Raw genomic sequence first — 16676 nt, forward strand, 5'->3', positions numbered from 1 at the left:
CGAGTGAACCGGCATGACAGGGTTCGAACCAGGGAGCAGCGTCGCTGCGACCGTGGTTCGAATCCCGCCACGCCCACGTCCCTCGAGTCGCTCCCGTTCGGACCGAGATCGGAATACGTCGGTTCGTGACTGCCGTCGCCGTCCCTAGACGATCGTGCCACTCGAGCGGTCGAATGCGGTGGTCGACAGTCGAAAAACGGCGGCGGTGAGGGGCCGTCAGTGGTCGGCGCTTCGTTTTCGGTTCGGATCACCGAACCGGGTCAGCGGCTCGAGTTCCTCCTCGGGAACGTCCTCGAAGGCGGCACGAGCGATGACCCGGCGGTGGACTTCGTCGGCACCGTCGACGATGCGGAACTGGCGGACGGATTCGTAGAAGTCCGACAGTGGGAGATCCTTCCCGATGCCGTTGGCACCGCAACACTGTACTGCGAGGTCGATGGCGTCCTGGGTGACGTTGGCCGAGAAGACTTTACACATGGAGACGGGGATGCGGGCCTCGTCGCCGGCGGCGATCCGGTCGGCGGCGTCGCGGATGCCGGTCCGGGCCATGTGGAGTTTCGTCTCGGCGTCGGCGATCCGGTGTCGGAGCGACTGCTTGTCCGACAGCGTCGAGTCGAAGCCGCGTCGTTCGCTGATGTAGGCCTTCGCGATGTCCAGCGATCGCTGGGCCATCCCGGAGTAGCGCATACAGTGTGTGAGTCGGGCGGGACCGAGCCGTTCCTGTGCGTGGGTAAAGCCCTCGTTCAGTTCGCCCAATAGGTGTTCCTCGGGAACGCGGACGTTCTTGTATCGGATCTCGGCGTGGGACGTGCCGTGATTGCCGCCACCCATGTGTGGGACGTCGCGGATGACCTCGACGCCGTCGGCGTCGGCGGGGACGAGGAAGAGCGAACAGGCCTCGTAGGGGTGAGCATCGGGGTCGGTTCGGGCGAGGACGATCAGTACGTCGGCCTCAACGCCCTGCGTCGTCCACCACTTGTGGCCGTCGATGACCCACTCGTCGCCGTCTTTTTCGGCGGTCGTCTGGATCATCTTCGGGTCCGAGCCCGCACCCTGCATCGGCTCGGTCATCGAGAAGCCGGACTTGATCTCTCCCTGGACGAGCGGCTCGAGGTAGGTCTCTTTCTGTAACTCGTCGCCGGCCAGTTCGAGTAGGTGCATGTTCCCCTCGTCGGGAGCGTCGACCCGCATCGCGATCTGGCCGAGCAGACTCCGGCCCGCTTCTTCGAAGGCCGGCAGCGAGTCGCGGAAGGAAAGCCCCATGCCGCCGTACTCTTCGGGGATCTGTGGTGCATAGACGTCGTACTCGCGGGCGGCCTCACGGAGTTCCGCGATGGTCCCGCTCGAGACGGCCATCCCCCCGGCTCGTTCGCGTTCGATCGGCAGGACGACCTCCTCCATCAAGTCGTTGGCACGCGATGCGACCTCGCGTGCTTGGTTACTGTCATTGTAGCGCATAGTTGGGATACCCCCGATCGACGGCTAAGGGTTTGGAGAACACCCACGCGATCACAACTACCCCCGTGATTTTTGATGAAAGATCGCGGGAGCCGAACGTGATCGGCTCGAGAGCAGGGTATCGGCCTTCCGATCGGTCCAAGCGACGGGAGCGGGGAGTTATCGAGCCGTCCAGCCGCCGTCGGCCGCAAGGACGGAGCCGGTCACGTAGCTGGCGGCGTCGCTCGCGAGAAAGACGACCGGGCCGGCGATCTCCTCGGGATCGGCGAACCGGTCCAGCGGTGTGCGGTCGATGATCGACTGGCGGAGCCGATCGTTCCCCTCGAGGTCCGCGGTCAGTTCCGTCGAGACGTAGCCCGGTGCAACGGCGTTGACCCGGACCTCGGGGGCCCAGTCCAGCGACATGCTCTTGGTGAGTCCGACCAGTCCGTGTTTCGAGGCGACGTAGGGATGTTGGCGCGGCAGGCCGACCAGCCCGCCGACGCTGGCGACGTTGATTACCGAGCCGCCGTCGCTTGCGAGGAGGTGGTCGGCGGCGGCGTGGGTGACCTCGTAGGCCCCGTTCAGGTTGACGTCCAACACTCGATCGAGGCTCTCAGTCTCGACGTCCTCGGGTCGGCCCAGTGCGTCGTCAGGATTGAAGCCGGCGTTGTTGACGACGACGTCGACGCCGCCGAACTCGTCGGCCGCCCGGTCGATCACGTCGCCGACGGCATCGGAGTCGGTCACGTCCGCGGGGACGGCGAGGGCGTCACCACCAGCGTCCTTGATGTCCGCCGCCACGGTCTCGATCTCGTCCGTCGATCGGGCACTCGGGACCACTGCCGCGCCCGCGTTCGCCAGTTCGACTGCGATCGCGCGGCCGATGCCACGGCCGCCGCCCGTTACCACTGCGACTCGTCCCTCGAGATCGAAGAGTTCGCTCATCGGTCCCCGTTTCGTGGGTAGCCACGTCAAGCTTTTCGCGCGGCCAGGCGTCGATTGTCGTTTTCCCCCGGCAGCAAGCGTGTCAATAACGGAACCTAAATCCACCTCGATCGAGCCGTAATCGATAGAAAACGGCGGGACTGTGGATTATCAGAACTGGTAATGGGCGGATGAATTTTTTGAGGGGTGAGCGTTCGTGTAGGGGCAATGGCTATTGACGAGGCCGACCAATCGGACGCCGGGGACTTTTCTGAGGGGGAGGCGTCCGACCCTGCGTCGGAGGACGAGCCGTCGGAACGGGACTCGCGTGTCCGTGTCGGCGAGTACACGTGGGAAGCGTTCATGGAAGAACACGGGCACGGGGACGAAGTCGCCGACCTGTACCCGGACGAACCCGAGGGTGACGACCAGCTCGGGCTCGACACCGACGAGGACGTGAGATCGGTCGTCCCGAGCGGGGACGACTGGAACGACGTCGAGTTCGACCCCGAGGAATACCTCGGTCACCACCCCGACGACCTCGACGAGACGGTCCTGCCGACCGCGGGGGACAACGGCGAGGCGATCTGGGACGCCTACTGGGAGTACGCCAACCCCGAGACGACGCCGGTCGTCAAGGATACCTGGACGTGGGAACACTACAAGTGGGAGTACTACTACGAGGACGACGGCAGCCGGCCACGGGATTCCGACGGTGAGATCGTCCGGCACGACCGGGAGGAGGCACTCGGTTTCGATCCCGAGACCCTCGAGAACCACCTCGCGGCGGGCAACGACGCCGCCTTGGAACTCGACGACATCGTCGAGGAACGGACCGTCAACATCCAAGACGAGATCGAGGAAGACGAGTTCTTCTCGACGGCGGCGGGCAACACGACCGTCTCGAACCGATACGATCTCGAGAAAGCGGTTCCCTTCGAGAAGAAGACCCACTTCCGCGAGGTCGAGCGCTACTGGGTCAACAAACCCTACGCTTTCGTCGTCATCTTCCACTCGGAGAAGGAAAACGAGAAGAAGTACTACATGGTCGAACCCTACCAGAACGAGATTGAGACGGAACTCAAGGAGTTCCTCTCGGGCAAGCTCAGGACGGCCATCAAGTACTCCGAGGACGGGATCAAGGAGAAAGCGACCGAGGACGGCCGGCGGACGGTCATCGAGGACGAGACCCGGCGGCTGCTCAAGCGCTATGATCTCTTCGAGGCCACGTCGGGCGAGACGGCAAAGAGCATCCTCGAGACGCTACAGGGGCTGCTCGACGATGAGGACGAAGCGGCGGAAAGCGAGGACGACGGGACCTCGCAGCTACAGGGGATCGAGGTCCGACCGGAGCCGGCGATTCTGGCCGACGATCCGGACACGCTAAGCGAGTATCAGGTCGAGAAGTTACTGTACCTGCTCAAACGCGACTTTATCGGCTACGAACGGATCGACGGGATCAAACACGACATCAACGTCGAGGACATCTCCGTCGACGGCTACAACTCGCCGGTGTTCGTCTACCACTCCGAGTACGAACAAATCATCTCGAACATTTACCACGGGAAGGACGAACTCGACGATTTCGTCGTCAAACTGGCACAGCGCTCCGGGAAAGGCATCAGTAAGCGGCTCCCACAGGTCGACGCGACCTTGCCAGACGGCTCGCGCGCCCAGTTGACCCTCGGCAAAGAGGTGTCCGACCACGGGACCAACTACACCATCCGCCAGTTCAAGGACGTCCCGTTCACGCCGATCGACCTCATCAACTGGAACACCTTCTCGCTGGACGAGATGGCCTTCCTCTGGCTCGCGATCGAGAACCACAAGAGCCTGATCTTCGCCGGCGGTACTGCCTCGGGGAAGACCACCTCGCTGAACGCCGTCTCGCTGTTTATCCCCAGCAGCGCCAAGATCGTCTCCATCGAGGACACCCGCGAGGTCGAACTGCCACAGCGCAACTGGATCGCCAGCGTGACTCGTCCCTCGTTCGCCGACGACGAGCAGGGCGACGTCGACGAGTTCGACCTGCTGGAGGCCGCGCTCCGACAGCGCCCCGACTACATCGTCATGGGTGAGATCCGCGGTGAGGAGGGTCGAACGCTGTTCCAGGTCATGTCGACCGGTCACACCACGTACACGACCTTCCACGCCGACTCCGTCGACGAAGTCCTCAAGCGGTTCACGACGGACCCGATCAACGTCTCGAAGACGATGTTCACCGCTCTGGACCTGGTCTCGATCCAGACACAGACCCGAGTACAGGGCCGGAAGGTCCGCCGGAACAAGTCCCTGACCGAGATCAACCACTACGAGGCCGAACACGACGAGATCAACGTTCAGGACGTCTACCAGTGGCAGGCCGAGACCGACGAGTTCCTCAAAATGGGGGACTCGAACACCTTAGAGGAGATCCAGTTCGACCGCGGGTGGAGTACTGAAAAGCTCGAGGAGGAACTGTTCAAACGCGAGATCATCCTCGCCTATCTCATCAAAAACGGACTGAACACGTACGCACAGGTCGCCGCGACCGTCCAGGCCTTCATCAACGATCCCGACACTATCCTCACGCTCATCGCGAACGGGCAACTCGAGGACAGTCTCGAGGACCTCCGCGAGATGGAGAGCGTCCTGATCGACGTCGACCCGGAGAAAGAGGAACTCGTCCCCCGGCCGGAGGCGACCGACGAGACGTACAACCTCTCGATGGACATCCTCGAACGGGCCGAGGAGTCGGTGTTCGAGGAGTACCGCGGCGAAGTGCCGAGCGGGCTCGCGAGCGCGCTCGGCGACGTCGAGGAGGAAAGCACGATCGAGGTCGACCGAGCCGACAGCGAGGAGTTCGAGTTCGCAGGCGACGTCGACGAAGGCGTCGACGACTCGGAGTGGGAACTCGGCGACAGCGACACGGAATTCGCCGTCGAGGGTGACGACGGGGCCGCCGACGAGCCGGCGTGGCTCAGCGAAGACACCGGCTTCGCGATCGGGGACGAGGGCGACGGCGGAACCGCGACCGGCGGCGACGGTGTCGAGGCCGACGCGGCCGGAGCCGCTGCGGATCCAGCTTCCGATACCGGTGACGCCGCCGAACCCGGGCCGAGTACGGACGAGTCGGAGACGGCCGATGACAGCACCCCTTCGAGCGGGAACTCGTCGGTCGCTGCCGGGGCCGACACCGAGGCGTCGACCGCGGACACCGGGCCGGATCGCTCCCGAACCGCGAGCCAGTCTGGCGATGCCGACAGCGCGATAGCGGGAGGAGAAGCCGACGACTCGACGGTGATGCCCACCGAAGACGCTGGAGACGGCGATCTGGGCGGTCTATTCGACGACATGGGTGAGACGATCGACGAACTCGGAGAGCCGACCGGCTCCGGCCGACCGGCCGTCGAGGACGGGACCCCCGCGGGCCGACCCGACACCTCCGGATTCGATTCGATGTTCCCCGAGGACGACCTCGACTCGATCTTCGATCCGGAATCAGACGACCGTGAAAGCCGTGAGGGCAACGCACAGATCGACGATCTCTCGGACGCCCCCGAAAGCGACACCGCGTCCGCCGCATCGATACCCCCCTCGAGCGACGCGGGCCCGGACGGGACGGCCGACCGTTCGCCGGCCGATCAAACGGCCACGGAGTCGACGGACGACGGTCGCGAACCGGCCGCGGAAGGGACGACCTCGAGCGAGACGCCCACACAGTCAGGCGGGGCCGAAGCCGACGGGGCGTCACCGTCGGAGCCGGAGCCGCCGACGATCGACCTCAGCGAGCCCTCGTCGGATGACGAGGGGGAAAGCGACGGGACGTCAGAAACAGATGCCGTCGATGCGGGGCGCGACGACGAGCCTGCGACGACGGACGACGAATCCGCGGACGCAACGGCGGTCGAACCGCCGACGATCGAGATCGACGAAAGCGGTTCGGACCCGCCGGACGGGACCGATACCGACGACGGAGACGAAACCGCTTCCGGCTCGACTGCCACGGATGTAGACGACGGGCCAAACACTGGCTCCGACGTCGACGAAGCACTCGAGTCCCCGGACGAGACGGCGTCGTCAACGGACGGATCGACGCCGACCGATCGGTCTGGCGGGGGTGATGACTCCGCGACGGACGAGGACTCGATCTTCGGCGGTGGGTCGGATTCGATCTTCAGCGACGAGGCCGACGACGACGATAGCGACGGGTCGCTCTTCGACGGCGGGGACGACGACTCGATCTTCAGGGATGAAGAAGACGAATCAGGCGACGACGACGATACCGGCATCTTCGACGCCGACGACGCGAACGAGGACGGTGACACATGAGCCTCCAACGGGACGACAGTGGCGGGACGGGGATGTCGGCGGGTTCCGACGCCCTCGGTGATCGGTTCTATCCGCTCTACGACTGGCTGTTCGGCGAGGACAGCGAGTTCGTCGCGGACATCGAGACGAAACTCGCACAGGCCCGGATGACCGACACGGTTGAACTCTACCTCTCCCGGGCGCTCGGTATCGGATTCATCAGCGGGCTGAGCCTCTGGCTGATCGGCCTGATGATCGGCTACGGCCTGGTCGCGCTCGGATTCATCGCGAACGAACCGCTGATCGGGATCCCTGTCGGGACCGGCCTCCTGCTCGACATCATCAACCTCCTCCGAATTCCCGCCGTCGTCTTTTTCGCCGGTCTCTTCTTCGGCTCGATCGGCTTCGCGTTCGGGTTCGGTTCGATGGTCGCGATTCCCTACTCGCGGGCTTCGAGCCGGAAACGCGAGATCAACATGCTGTTGACTGACTCGATTTCCTTTATGTACGCCCTCTCGGTCGGCGGCCTGAACCAACTCGAGATCATCGAGGCGATGGCCGAGGCCGACGACACCTACGGCGAGGTCGCCCGTGAGTTCCAGAGCATCGTCAAGGAGACCGAGTACTTCGATATCGACTACCGGACGGCGATCCGCAAGCAAGCACTCGAGACGCCGAGCGACGACCTCTCGCAGTTTTTGACCGACATGCTCTCGATCGTCAACAGCGGCGGTGACATGGAGAGCTTCCTCGAGGACAAGAAGGAAAAGCACATGCGGACCGCAAAGCAGGAACAGGAGTTGACCCTCGAGACGCTCGAACTGTTCGGGGAGATGTACATGACGCTGTCGCTGTTCCCGCTGCTGCTGATCATCATCATGGTGATCATGCAGATGATCCCGAACGCCGACGTCTCGGATCAGATGCTGTATATGGTCGTCTACGGTCTGATCCCGATGATCGGTGTCGGGTTCATGGTGTTGGTTTCGACGGTCAAACACGACGAACCCGGTGACGGCTATCTCACGATGGGCAACACCGACCAGCGGACCGAAACGGGACAGGAGGGCGGCCTGCTGAGTCTCGGCCTCGTCGAGCAGTTTACCGGTCGGCACAGCGTCTTCGACCGGATCAAGAACCGCGAGGGGACCCACGAGACGATCGAAGTCCTGCGTCAACCCCACATCTTCTTCCGGGACCATCCGCTGGTCACTCTCGTACTGACCCTCCCGCTCGCGCTCGTCATCGTCGTCACGGCGCTTGTAAACGGATCGGCCCCGACCTCGTGGGACGAGATGCTCGAGGCCCCGATCTGGGGGACGTTCATCTATCTCTACGTACCGCTGTATATCACGGCGCTGCCGCTCTCGATTTTCCGGGAGTGGAACGTCCGGCATCGAAACGCCGTCGTCAACAAACTCTCGGAGGACCTTCGAAAGCTCTCGAGTTCCAACGACACGGGGCTGACGCTGCTGGAATCGCTCAAGGCCGTCTCGGACACCACGAGCGGCAAGCTGGCACGCGAGTTCGAGATGATGCACACGAAGGTCAACTACGGGATGAGCTTGACTGAGGCGCTCATCGAGTTCAACAACAAGTACCACATTCCACGGCTGGCTCGGACGACGCGGCTGATCACCGAAGCTCAGGAGGCGTCGAACCAGATTTCGGACGTCCTCCGGACGGCCGCCACCGCCAGCGAGAACCACGACGATATCGAACGCGAGCGCAAGTCCCGAACCCGCATGCAGATCGTGATCATCATCATGACGTTCATGACGGTGCTTGCGGTGATCGCGATCCTCAAGACCCAGTTCATCGATACGATGGCTGGGCTCGAGACCGGCGGAAGTGGTGGTGGCGGTGGCGGTGGCGCGATGCAGGGAGCCAACCTGAGCGAAAACATCGACGTCGATATGCTGTCGGTGTTGTTCTTCCACGCGGTGACCCTGCAGGCGATCATCTCCGGCTTTATCTGTGGCTACATCCGAGACGCGGACCTACTGAGCGGCCTGAAGTACGCGGTCGGACTGTCCGCAGTCGCACTCATCGGCTGGACGCTGGTGGCCTAATATGACCGGGAACGGAACGCACGATCGATGCCGGGATCGAACGGACGGACGAGAGCTGCTGGCCCGCTCGAGTCGGGCAGTGGCCGAGCGCGAACGGGGCCAGACGACGCAGGACTTCGCCGTCGGGATCGGGATCTTCCTGCTGGCGATCGCGTTCGTCTTTCTGTTTCTGCCGTCGGTCGTGACGCCGTTTGACTCGTCGGTCGGTGGCGCGGAGACGGCACAGGCCGATCGGATCGCCGACCGAATCGTCAACGATACGGCCACAGGTGAGGGAAACGAGATCAATTTTACCAGTTATCAGGGCAAGGAGAACCTGACCAAACAGGTGGGGCTTCGGGCGAGCAGCGACAAGGACCTCGTCTACGATCGGGTTAACGTAACTATCGAACGTCTCAACGGCAGTTCGGATATTGACACCGGTCTGACGGCAGGGGACGACTACACCGGACAGCCGGCGGCGAGTTCTGTACGGATCGTCACGCTCGCGAACCATCCCGACGAATGTCGGCCGGCATGTCGACTCGTCGTGAGGGTGTGGTAACATGAGTGGGATCAAACGGACCGGGGGCGGTGACCGCGGACAGGCCTACACGCTCGAGGGGTTCATCGGTTCGATGGTCGTGTTGATGGCAGTGCTGTTCGCGCTGCAGTCGATCGTGATCACGCCGACGACCGGCGGCGCGGCCGATCGGACAGTCCAATCGCAAGTGCAACAGGAGACGATGGACGCGCTGTCGATCGCTGCAGAAGGACAGGGACAGGGCGAGAACGGGACGCTCTCGTATATGATCCGCTACTGGAACGATTCCGAAGAGCGCTTCCACGGCGCGAACGCGACGGATTCGGACAATGCCTACGGCGCGCAGTCGTTCAACCGCGAGGCGTTCGTCCTCGGACAGGTTCTGTCCGAACGGTACACGGAGACCGGTTCGTACTACAACGTCGAACTCGTCTATCAGAACGACAGTACGACGAACCGAACGTTCGAGCGTGTCCAGATGGTCAACCAAGGGTCGCCGCCGGAAAGCGCAATCACGGCGAGTCATACCGTCACGTTGTACGACGATGACGAGCTGACGGCACCGGGTAGTAGAGACAAGGGGATCAACCTCTCCGAAGCTGATAACTACCCGATCCCACCCGCTAAAAACGGGGATGACAATCCGATCTACAACGTCGTCGAGATACGGGTGATCGTATGGTAAGTCGTCGTCTGCAATCAAACGGTGATGGTGGGAATGATCGCGGACGCGACCGGGCCCAGTTGATCCTGATCGGTGCGATCACGCTCGCGTTCATCATCCTCGGACTCGTCGTCGTCGTCAACAGCGTGTTGCTCACCGAGACGCTCTCGTCGGAAGATTCGGGCCGAAGCGGAAGCGACGCGGCCACGGTCGAATACGACATCGAGCAAGGAATCGCGGGAATCGCTCACCGTGGAAATCTCAGGTGGGGCAACGATACACCCAGTGACTACAACGAGAAACTCAGGGCTGTTGTCGAGGACGGGAACGGGTTCCGGCGGCAATACCAAAACGTGACCGGGAACAGCCGACCGGTGATCGTCGACATCTCGGTCGACGGCGTTCCCGAGGACCAGCAGGCCAAAGCCAAATCCGACGAACCGATTCCGAATGGGACCGTCAATAACGGATCCGACAGCAAGGTTGGGCACTTATCACTCAATCTCCAATATGATGGCACCGGCGATAACGTTACAGTTTACCGGAACGGGACCGGATCCGAGTCGATCGAAATAACTGGAGCTAGTCTCCCCGATGGAGATGGATTCAACATTACCGACGAGGACGGGGAAATCTGTACGGTCAGAAACGAGCGTGCCGAAATCGATCTCGTCACGGGTGCAGTTAACGCGACGGTCGATGGTTCCTGTGATCGGCAGTTTATCGACCCTGATGTCCCAACGTCACCGCGGATTGAGGGTGACACGAACATGGGGACGTACGACATTGTCACTAGAGCGGATCTGTCCGACGGCTCCGACGCCGCCTGGGCCGTCGACGTCACCGTCACCTACGACTCGAGCGACGTCTCCTACGAGCGACCGTATCGGGTCTTCCTGTACGGTGATCGATCATGAACCGCGGCTTCGAGGACGACGATCGGGGCGTCTCGATCACACTGACACACGTCCTGACGATCGCTATTACGACCGTCCTCGTCGCTATGTTGATCACGAGTGCAAGCACCATGCTCGAGACCGAAACCGACCGCAGCGCCGACACGACCCTCGAGACGATCGGCGAGCGCCTCGCTAACGAGATCGGCAACGTCGATCGGATCGCGACCGGAGACGATGGGCGAGCCAAGCGGGTAGCCGTCACGGCCAGTCACCCGCGGACGGTCGCGAACTCCAGATACACCGTCGAGCTACGGCGTAACTGTACTGCACCGCTGCTCGACGGGCAGACCGATTGCCTGCGACTGACGGCGGCGAGTGCTGATACGGTCGCCTACGTGCCGGTTGAGACGACCGCCGACATCGAGAACAGTTCGGCCAGCGGCGGTGAGATCGAGCTGCAGTACGACGGATCGTCGAACAACATTTCGATCACGGAGGCCCGCTAATGCGGGGGTGTCACGATCGAGCCGGTGGCGACCCCGCGAGCGACGACCGAGCAGTTTCGGACGTCCTCGCGTTTATCCTCGTTTTCGCGATCATCCTCGGTTCCGTCGCACTGCTGTCGACGATCGGATTTCAGACGATGACCGACTATCAGGAGGGTGAACAGGTCCGAACCGCCGACCGAGCGATGGCGGCGCTGGCGGACAACTTCAACGACGTCCTCCGGTACGACGGGGTAACGGCACGAGAGGGGGAACTGTCGCTTCGAGGGGGGACCGTTCGAACGGGATCGGACGGAACGAGAGTGAACGTCTCGATCGATGGGGAATATATTGGCAACGGATTGAACACTAACAGCGGCGGCGAGTTCGACCTCGGCCGGTTCGAGTACGGTCTGGATGAAGACACGGTTGCATACGAGGGCGGCGGTGTCATCCGAGCCGACGACGGCGGGAGCGTCTTCCGCGAGCGGCCGCGACTGCGATGTGACACCGGTAACCACCGGGCAGTCGTCTCGCTCGTTGCGATTCAAAACCCCGACGACCGTTCGGTGCAGGCCGACGGACGCATCGGCCTCGAACTGACGAGTGTCAACCGCGAGACGGTCGTTCGGGAAGACGTCAACAAGGTTTCGGTCAATGTAACCGAAACGGAGTACGAGACCGCGTGGAACGGAACCTTCGACCGGGGCGGCTGGGAAGGTGATGACATCGGCGGAACCTGTAACCCTCCCGGGAACGATCTGACAGTCGTCGTTACCGTCCTCGAGGGCCGGATCGACTACTGAGTTTCTCGGTCCCAGTCGCCGGTGAGCATCGCCCGCAGCCCTGCGCGGTCAGCCAGTGCTTTCACGCGGGCGGCCCGCTGGGCGGCGCTGCCGGCAGTCTCGAGTGCGAGACCGTTCGAGAGTCGTTTCGGTGCCGCCATCGGTGAGCCGTCGGCCCCGACGGGGCCGTCGTTGAGGATCGTGCGGTCGCTCCCGTCGGGACGCCACGGCGGATCGACCCCGGCGAGGCCGCGATCGAGGAGGTATTCGGCGGCCTCGACCAACGCGCCGTCCGACGTCGAGTGGCCGATCGCGCCGATCGACCCGCGCTCGTTGAAAAACCGGACGACGTACTCGCCGTCCCCGCGACCCTCGTCGCCCGGTTTGCCGGAGCGGTCGTCAGTTGCGGTGTCGGCATCCTCGCCCGGAGAGCCATCTCCCGACTCGTCGCGTTCGCTCCCGGTCGGATCGTCGGCCTCGAGCGCGGCGTCGCCGGCCGCCGTCGGTGAGTCGGCCGTCCCCTCACGAGTCGGACCGTCGTCGGTGATCGCGGATTCGCTGAATCGGACCGAGACGGCCGGACCGTCGCTCGAGGCCGGCTGCTGCTCGGCGAACGCGACGACGAGCTGGTCGAGAAATCGCTCGGCTGCGGCCTCGAACTCGGGAGCGTAGGCCTCGCCCTGTGTCGTCACCGCCGTGAGCCGGTCGACGATCGATTCGACGAGGACGGGCCGCTCGACGGCGAGCTGTCTGGCGACCAACTCCCGCGAGTGGCGCTCGAGACGGCTCCCGAGCGTCGATCGCGTGTAGTTGGCCAGCACCGACTCCTCGTCGGTGAGGTCGGCGAGACGGACGGTGCGGTAGTCGATATCGGACGTTCCCGCCAGCAGGAGGAAGTCGCGACCGTTCGTGTAGATCGCCCGGCCGACGCCGGTCCAGGCCATCGCCCGTCTGAGTGCGTTCGCCCGACGTCCGTCCAGCGAGTCGGTCGCGGGTTCGACGGCGACGAACAGCGCCGGCACCGAGTCGACGGTCGGGACGTACTCGAGGTGAACGTCGTCGACGTCCCGATCGGCACGACACGAGTCGGCCCGGACGTCCCAGCCGAGCGTCTCGAGGAGGGGGTCGACGAGCCACCTGCGGGTGTCCCGTAGGGTGGTCGGCGGCGAGGCGTCGACCAGTGCCCCAGCGCGGGCAGTATACGAGCGAATGTCGAGGGGTGGCATTCGTCGGGAGTAGTCGGTCGACCGCCATGTAACGTCCGGTCGACTGCAGGCGGCGACGACGGATCCGCGGTCGCGCAGTTGGGGTGACTACTGGTCTGTCGCGGACGACTCCGCTCGCTGGTAGATCCGGAGGCGGGCCTCGCGGACGGCAAAGGCCGACTGGAGGTTCGGCGGGATGGTTTCGGCCTTCCCGATGACGAGATAGCCCGACGACCGGAGCGACCGGGCGATGGTCTCGAGCATGGAGCGCTTGTACGCGTTGTCGATGTAGATGAACAGGTTCCGGCAGACGACGAGGTCGAATCCGGATTTGGGCTCGTCGTTGATCAGGTCGTGGCGCTGAAAGCGGACGTTCGTCCGAACGTCGTCGGCGATCCGGTAGTTGCGGCCGTCGACGTCGACGTACCGTCGGTAGTCGTCGAGAAAGGAGAGTTGCTCGTCCAGATCGATCGTCCGTGATTCCTCGTAGACGCCCTCGCGGGCCGTCTCGAGCGCCGGCTGCGAGATATCGGTCCCGAGGACGTAGACCGACGACTCGTCGATCTCGGGGTCGTCGTGAGCGAGCATGGCCAACGAGTAGGGTTCGCGCCCGTCGGCACAGGCGGCGCTCCAGACCCGGACGGGCCCGTTTCCGGAGAGTCGCCGGAGGACGGTCCGGATCCCCTCCCAGACGTCCGGGTTCCGAAAGAACCCCGTGACGTTGATGCTCAGCGCCTCGAGCAGCGCCTCCTGTTCGGCCGGATCCTGCCGGAGTAACTCGAAGTACGCCTCGTAGGTGTCACATTGGGTGCGTCGCATCCGGGAGGAGACGCGGCGATCGAGGTAGCTATCGTTGTAGTGGCTGGTCGCGAAGGACAGTTCGTCCTCGACGAAGGCCAGCAGTTCCGTGAACGTCTCCTCGTCGTCGTCGCCGCCGGTGTCGTCGAGCGGGAGATCCAGGTCTTCGGGATCGATCTCGCCGGCACCGTCGCCGATCACAGTTCCGTCACTCCGTTTTCGTCGTCGCCGTCGGAGGTCTTGACCACGAGGCTCCCCGTCCCAGGGGTGAACTCGACGGTGCGACCGTGTTCGCCGCCGACGTCTTCGGCCTCGAGGGGGACACCGAGCTTCTCGAGTTCCTCTTTCGCGGCGGCGATGTTGCGTTGGCCGACACCGTCGCCGAAGCTTTCGAACTCGAACATGTCGCTGCCGCCGGCGATCTTGGCCTCGACGGCCGTATAGTTGGCACCCTGTTCGACCATCCGGCGCAGCAGTGCCCGGATGGCCGTGTCGGCGTACTTGCCCGGCTTGCGGTCGCTGTTGTCGGCGGCGTCGCCATCGGGTAACATGACGTGTGCCAAGCCGCCGATCCCTGATTGCGGGTCGTACAGGGCGATCGCCAGACACGACCCCAGCCCGTAGGATTTGAGCGTGTCGTCGCCGTCGCTGACGACGAGTTCGGAGATGCCGACCTGGACCGGCGTCGGTGCGCCCGGTTCGGTGCCGTAGGTCTTCATGTGGTATCGACTTCCTGGAACTCGGCCGTCGTCTTGGCGTCTTCGATCCGATCGACGTCCAAGCTGTTCAGCGCCCGCTCGAGGTCCGATTCGTCCGGAATGGCGTACACTTCACAGTCGAACTCGCGGCCGTCGGCCACGACGACCGTGTCGAAGACGAACGCGAAGTCCTGGTTCTCACCGAGTTGGATGATAACGGGATCGACGGCCGCGGCACCCATGTCGTGGATGAACTCGGGGGTCGAGTGGTCGATCGTCGTGTCCAAGACGTTCGCCCAGCCGTCGAGGAAGCCACTGGCCATGATGTTGCCCAGTTCCTTGATCGCGCTGGTCCCCATCTCGCCGAAGCCGTCCTCGTCGACCTCCATCGGGACCATCGCGTCGACGATCTCGTGGGCCGACTCCTCGTCGAACAGGAAGAGCAGATAGCCGCTTGGCATCCCGTCGAACTCGAAGGCGACGCCGACGAGTTTCTCCTCGGCGACCTGCTCCGGAATGGCCTCGAGCGAGACGAAGTTGAGCCGCCGGATCTCGACGCTGGTGTCGATGCCGGTCAGCGTCGTGGCGGTTTCGGCGACTTCCTCCGCGCCCCGTTCGGCCATCCGATCGAACCCGTCTAACTTGTCGTACTCGATACCCTCGCTGGTGCGCAGCCGCTCTAAGAGCTTCGACATCGACTCCCGTTTCGGGAACAGGTAGTGATTGAACCCGACTTCGGTGCCGACGGTCTCGATCCGGCTCTGGAAGAGCAAGGCGAGGTCGTCGTCGCCCGGCGCTTCGTCGATGTCGCCGAAGAACGGCTCCGCGGAGACGCCTTCGACGAACTCGGGTGTCGAGACGTCGATGACGGCCTCGAGGACGTCGGCCCAGCCGTCGATGAACCCGCTGTTTATGATGTGGCCGACCTCCGTCGCGGCGCTTTCGGTCATCTCGTCGAACTCGTCGGGTTCGCCCGCGTCGCCCTCGATTTCCGCGTCGGGGCCGGCCTCGGCCAGCAGCGTCTCGACGACGCGGAACGCGCTCTCGCGCTCGAAGACGACGACCGAGTAGCCCTCGATCGCGCCGGTGAGTTTGACGCGAACGCCGACCTTCTCGGTCGAGTCCTCGAAGTCACGGCGGATCTCGCGCCCGCGCATGAAGTTGAGCTTCGTGACGCCGACCTGCGTCTCGACGCCCATCATGTGGGTCAGTCGGCCGGCGGCGATCCCGGCACCCTCGCGGGCCATCCGGTAGAACGTGCCGAGTGCGTTGACGTCGAGTTTCATGCGGGTTGGACTTCGATGCCGTTGACCATTTCCACGAACTCTTCCAGATCCGGGAACGCGTAGATCTCCGCCTCGATCTGGTAGCTGGGGACCGACAGGTCGGAGTCGAAAAACAGCGCGAGGTCGTCACCGCCGAGACTCGCAGTCCGGGTGACGATCTCGCCCGTCGGGGCGTAGACCAGCTGTGGCGCGGCGATATCGATCGCACGGCCAAGCACGTCGGCCCAGCCGTCGATGAAGCCACTGGCCATCATGTTGCCCATCTCTTCGACGGCACTACGGGCCATCTTGCCCGAGACGTCGCCCATGTCGTCGACGACGTCACGCAGCATGATCGCCGTGATCTTCTTGGCGCTGGCCTCGGGGAAGAGGATGAGGATGTGACCGTGTGGGGGATCGAGCAGCCGGACCCGGACGCCGACGCGCTTCCCGGCGTCGAGCTGTGACTCGATGTCGTCGACGTCGATGAAGTTGGTCTTGGTCACCTCCATCTGGGCGTCCTCGCCGGTCAGTTTGCTCATGTTGTCGGCGACGCCGTTCGTCCCGACTTTCGCCATCTCGTTTATGAAACTCAGCTTTCGAATGTCGACCATCATCGTCATGGATT

Annotated in this window: 14 protein-coding genes; 7 read left to right on the plus strand and 7 right to left on the minus strand. The window is 63.6% G+C overall.

Annotated features, from left to right (window positions below; genetic code table 11):
* Positions 1–216: 216 nt before the first annotated feature.
* Positions 217–1458, minus strand: a complete 1242-nt coding sequence (locus NATPE_RS12475) for an acyl-CoA dehydrogenase family protein (protein ID WP_006181839.1) — start codon at positions 1456–1458, stop codon at positions 217–219.
* A 159-nt stretch (positions 1459–1617) separates the two neighbouring features.
* Positions 1618–2385 carry an SDR family NAD(P)-dependent oxidoreductase gene (locus NATPE_RS12480; RefSeq protein ID WP_006181840.1) on the minus strand — a complete coding sequence of 256 codons (768 nt, stop codon included), beginning with the start codon at positions 2383–2385 and terminating at the stop codon, positions 1618–1620.
* Positions 2386–2592: 207 nt separating this feature from the next.
* Between NATPE_RS12480 and NATPE_RS12485 the strand changes: the two genes are divergently transcribed.
* The 7 genes from NATPE_RS12485 to NATPE_RS12515 are packed head-to-tail and all read left to right on the plus strand — an operon-like array spanning position 2593 to position 12103.
* A complete protein-coding gene (locus tag NATPE_RS12485) occupies positions 2593–6675 on the plus strand; it encodes an ATPase, T2SS/T4P/T4SS family (protein ID WP_006181841.1) in 4083 nt (1360 codons plus the stop codon).
* Entirely contained in the window at positions 6672–8726 is a 2055-nt protein-coding gene (locus NATPE_RS12490) for a type II secretion system F family protein (protein WP_006181842.1), read from the plus strand. The genes NATPE_RS12485 and NATPE_RS12490 overlap by 4 nt, the downstream gene beginning before the upstream one ends.
* A 1-nt stretch (position 8727) precedes the next feature.
* Positions 8728–9270 (plus strand): DUF7287 family protein, encoded by a 543-nt coding sequence (locus tag NATPE_RS12495; RefSeq protein WP_006181843.1) that lies wholly within the window; start codon positions 8728–8730, stop codon positions 9268–9270.
* 1 nt (position 9271) lies between these two features.
* The gene (locus tag NATPE_RS12500; protein WP_006181844.1) at positions 9272–9934 is read left to right on the plus strand and encodes a DUF7288 family protein; all 663 of its coding nucleotides are present in this window, start codon (positions 9272–9274) and stop codon (positions 9932–9934) included.
* A complete protein-coding gene (locus tag NATPE_RS12505) occupies positions 9928–10830 on the plus strand; it encodes a hypothetical protein (RefSeq protein ID WP_015299099.1) in 903 nt (300 codons plus the stop codon). Before NATPE_RS12500 ends, NATPE_RS12505 begins: the two co-directional genes overlap by 7 nt.
* A complete protein-coding gene (locus tag NATPE_RS12510; RefSeq protein WP_006181846.1) occupies positions 10827–11318 on the plus strand; it encodes a DUF7266 family protein in 492 nt (163 codons plus the stop codon). Before NATPE_RS12505 ends, NATPE_RS12510 begins: the two co-directional genes overlap by 4 nt.
* Positions 11318–12103: a DUF7289 family protein gene (locus NATPE_RS12515; RefSeq protein ID WP_006181847.1), complete on the plus strand. Its 786-nt coding sequence runs from the start codon at positions 11318–11320 to the stop codon at positions 12101–12103. Before NATPE_RS12510 ends, NATPE_RS12515 begins: the two co-directional genes overlap by 1 nt.
* Here NATPE_RS12515 and NATPE_RS12520 read toward each other — a convergent pair.
* The 5 genes from NATPE_RS12520 to NATPE_RS12540 form a co-directional block, all read right to left on the minus strand.
* Positions 12097–13308 (minus strand): hypothetical protein, encoded by a 1212-nt coding sequence (locus tag NATPE_RS12520; protein ID WP_006181848.1) that lies wholly within the window; start codon positions 13306–13308, stop codon positions 12097–12099. The two genes, NATPE_RS12515 and NATPE_RS12520, sit on opposite strands and share 7 nt — an antisense overlap.
* An 87-nt stretch (positions 13309–13395) precedes the next feature.
* Positions 13396–14286 (minus strand): CheR family methyltransferase, encoded by an 891-nt coding sequence (locus tag NATPE_RS12525; protein WP_006181849.1) that lies wholly within the window; start codon positions 14284–14286, stop codon positions 13396–13398.
* Positions 14283–14804, minus strand: a complete 522-nt coding sequence (locus NATPE_RS12530; RefSeq protein WP_006181850.1) for a chemotaxis protein CheD — start codon at positions 14802–14804, stop codon at positions 14283–14285. Before NATPE_RS12530 ends, NATPE_RS12525 begins: the two co-directional genes overlap by 4 nt.
* Positions 14801–16069, minus strand: coding sequence for a chemotaxis protein CheC (locus tag NATPE_RS12535; protein WP_006181851.1), 1269 nt, complete (start codon positions 16067–16069; stop codon positions 14801–14803). The genes NATPE_RS12530 and NATPE_RS12535 overlap by 4 nt, the downstream gene beginning before the upstream one ends.
* Positions 16066–16671: a chemotaxis protein CheC gene (locus NATPE_RS12540; protein WP_006181852.1), complete on the minus strand. Its 606-nt coding sequence runs from the start codon at positions 16669–16671 to the stop codon at positions 16066–16068. Before NATPE_RS12540 ends, NATPE_RS12535 begins: the two co-directional genes overlap by 4 nt.
* Positions 16672–16676 lie beyond the last annotated feature (5 nt).

Origin of the sequence: Natrinema pellirubrum DSM 15624, from assembly GCF_000230735.2 — an archaeon.
Taxonomy (GTDB): Archaea; Halobacteriota; Halobacteria; order Halobacteriales; family Natrialbaceae; genus Natrinema; species Natrinema pellirubrum.

Excerpts from the sequence above, each read along its gene's own strand:
- NATPE_RS12475 (WP_006181839.1), bottom strand. The coding sequence starts at position 1,458 with ATGCGCTACAATGACAGTAACCAAGCACGCGAGGTCGCATCGCGTGCC.
- NATPE_RS12480 (WP_006181840.1), bottom strand. The coding sequence starts at position 2,385 with ATGAGCGAACTCTTCGATCTCGAGGGACGAGTCGCAGTGGTAACGGGC.
- NATPE_RS12485 (WP_006181841.1), top strand. The coding sequence starts at position 2,593 with ATGGCTATTGACGAGGCCGACCAATCGGACGCCGGGGACTTTTCTGAG.
- NATPE_RS12490 (WP_006181842.1), top strand. The coding sequence starts at position 6,672 with ATGAGCCTCCAACGGGACGACAGTGGCGGGACGGGGATGTCGGCGGGT.
- NATPE_RS12495 (WP_006181843.1), top strand. The coding sequence starts at position 8,728 with ATGACCGGGAACGGAACGCACGATCGATGCCGGGATCGAACGGACGGA.
- NATPE_RS12500 (WP_006181844.1), top strand. The coding sequence starts at position 9,272 with ATGAGTGGGATCAAACGGACCGGGGGCGGTGACCGCGGACAGGCCTAC.
- NATPE_RS12505 (WP_015299099.1), top strand. The coding sequence starts at position 9,928 with ATGGTAAGTCGTCGTCTGCAATCAAACGGTGATGGTGGGAATGATCGC.
- NATPE_RS12510 (WP_006181846.1), top strand. The coding sequence starts at position 10,827 with ATGAACCGCGGCTTCGAGGACGACGATCGGGGCGTCTCGATCACACTG.
- NATPE_RS12515 (WP_006181847.1), top strand. The coding sequence starts at position 11,318 with ATGCGGGGGTGTCACGATCGAGCCGGTGGCGACCCCGCGAGCGACGAC.
- NATPE_RS12520 (WP_006181848.1), bottom strand. The coding sequence starts at position 13,308 with ATGCCACCCCTCGACATTCGCTCGTATACTGCCCGCGCTGGGGCACTG.
- NATPE_RS12530 (WP_006181850.1), bottom strand. The coding sequence starts at position 14,804 with ATGAAGACCTACGGCACCGAACCGGGCGCACCGACGCCGGTCCAGGTC.
- NATPE_RS12535 (WP_006181851.1), bottom strand. The coding sequence starts at position 16,069 with ATGAAACTCGACGTCAACGCACTCGGCACGTTCTACCGGATGGCCCGC.
- NATPE_RS12540 (WP_006181852.1), bottom strand. The coding sequence starts at position 16,671 with ATGACGATGATGGTCGACATTCGAAAGCTGAGTTTCATAAACGAGATG.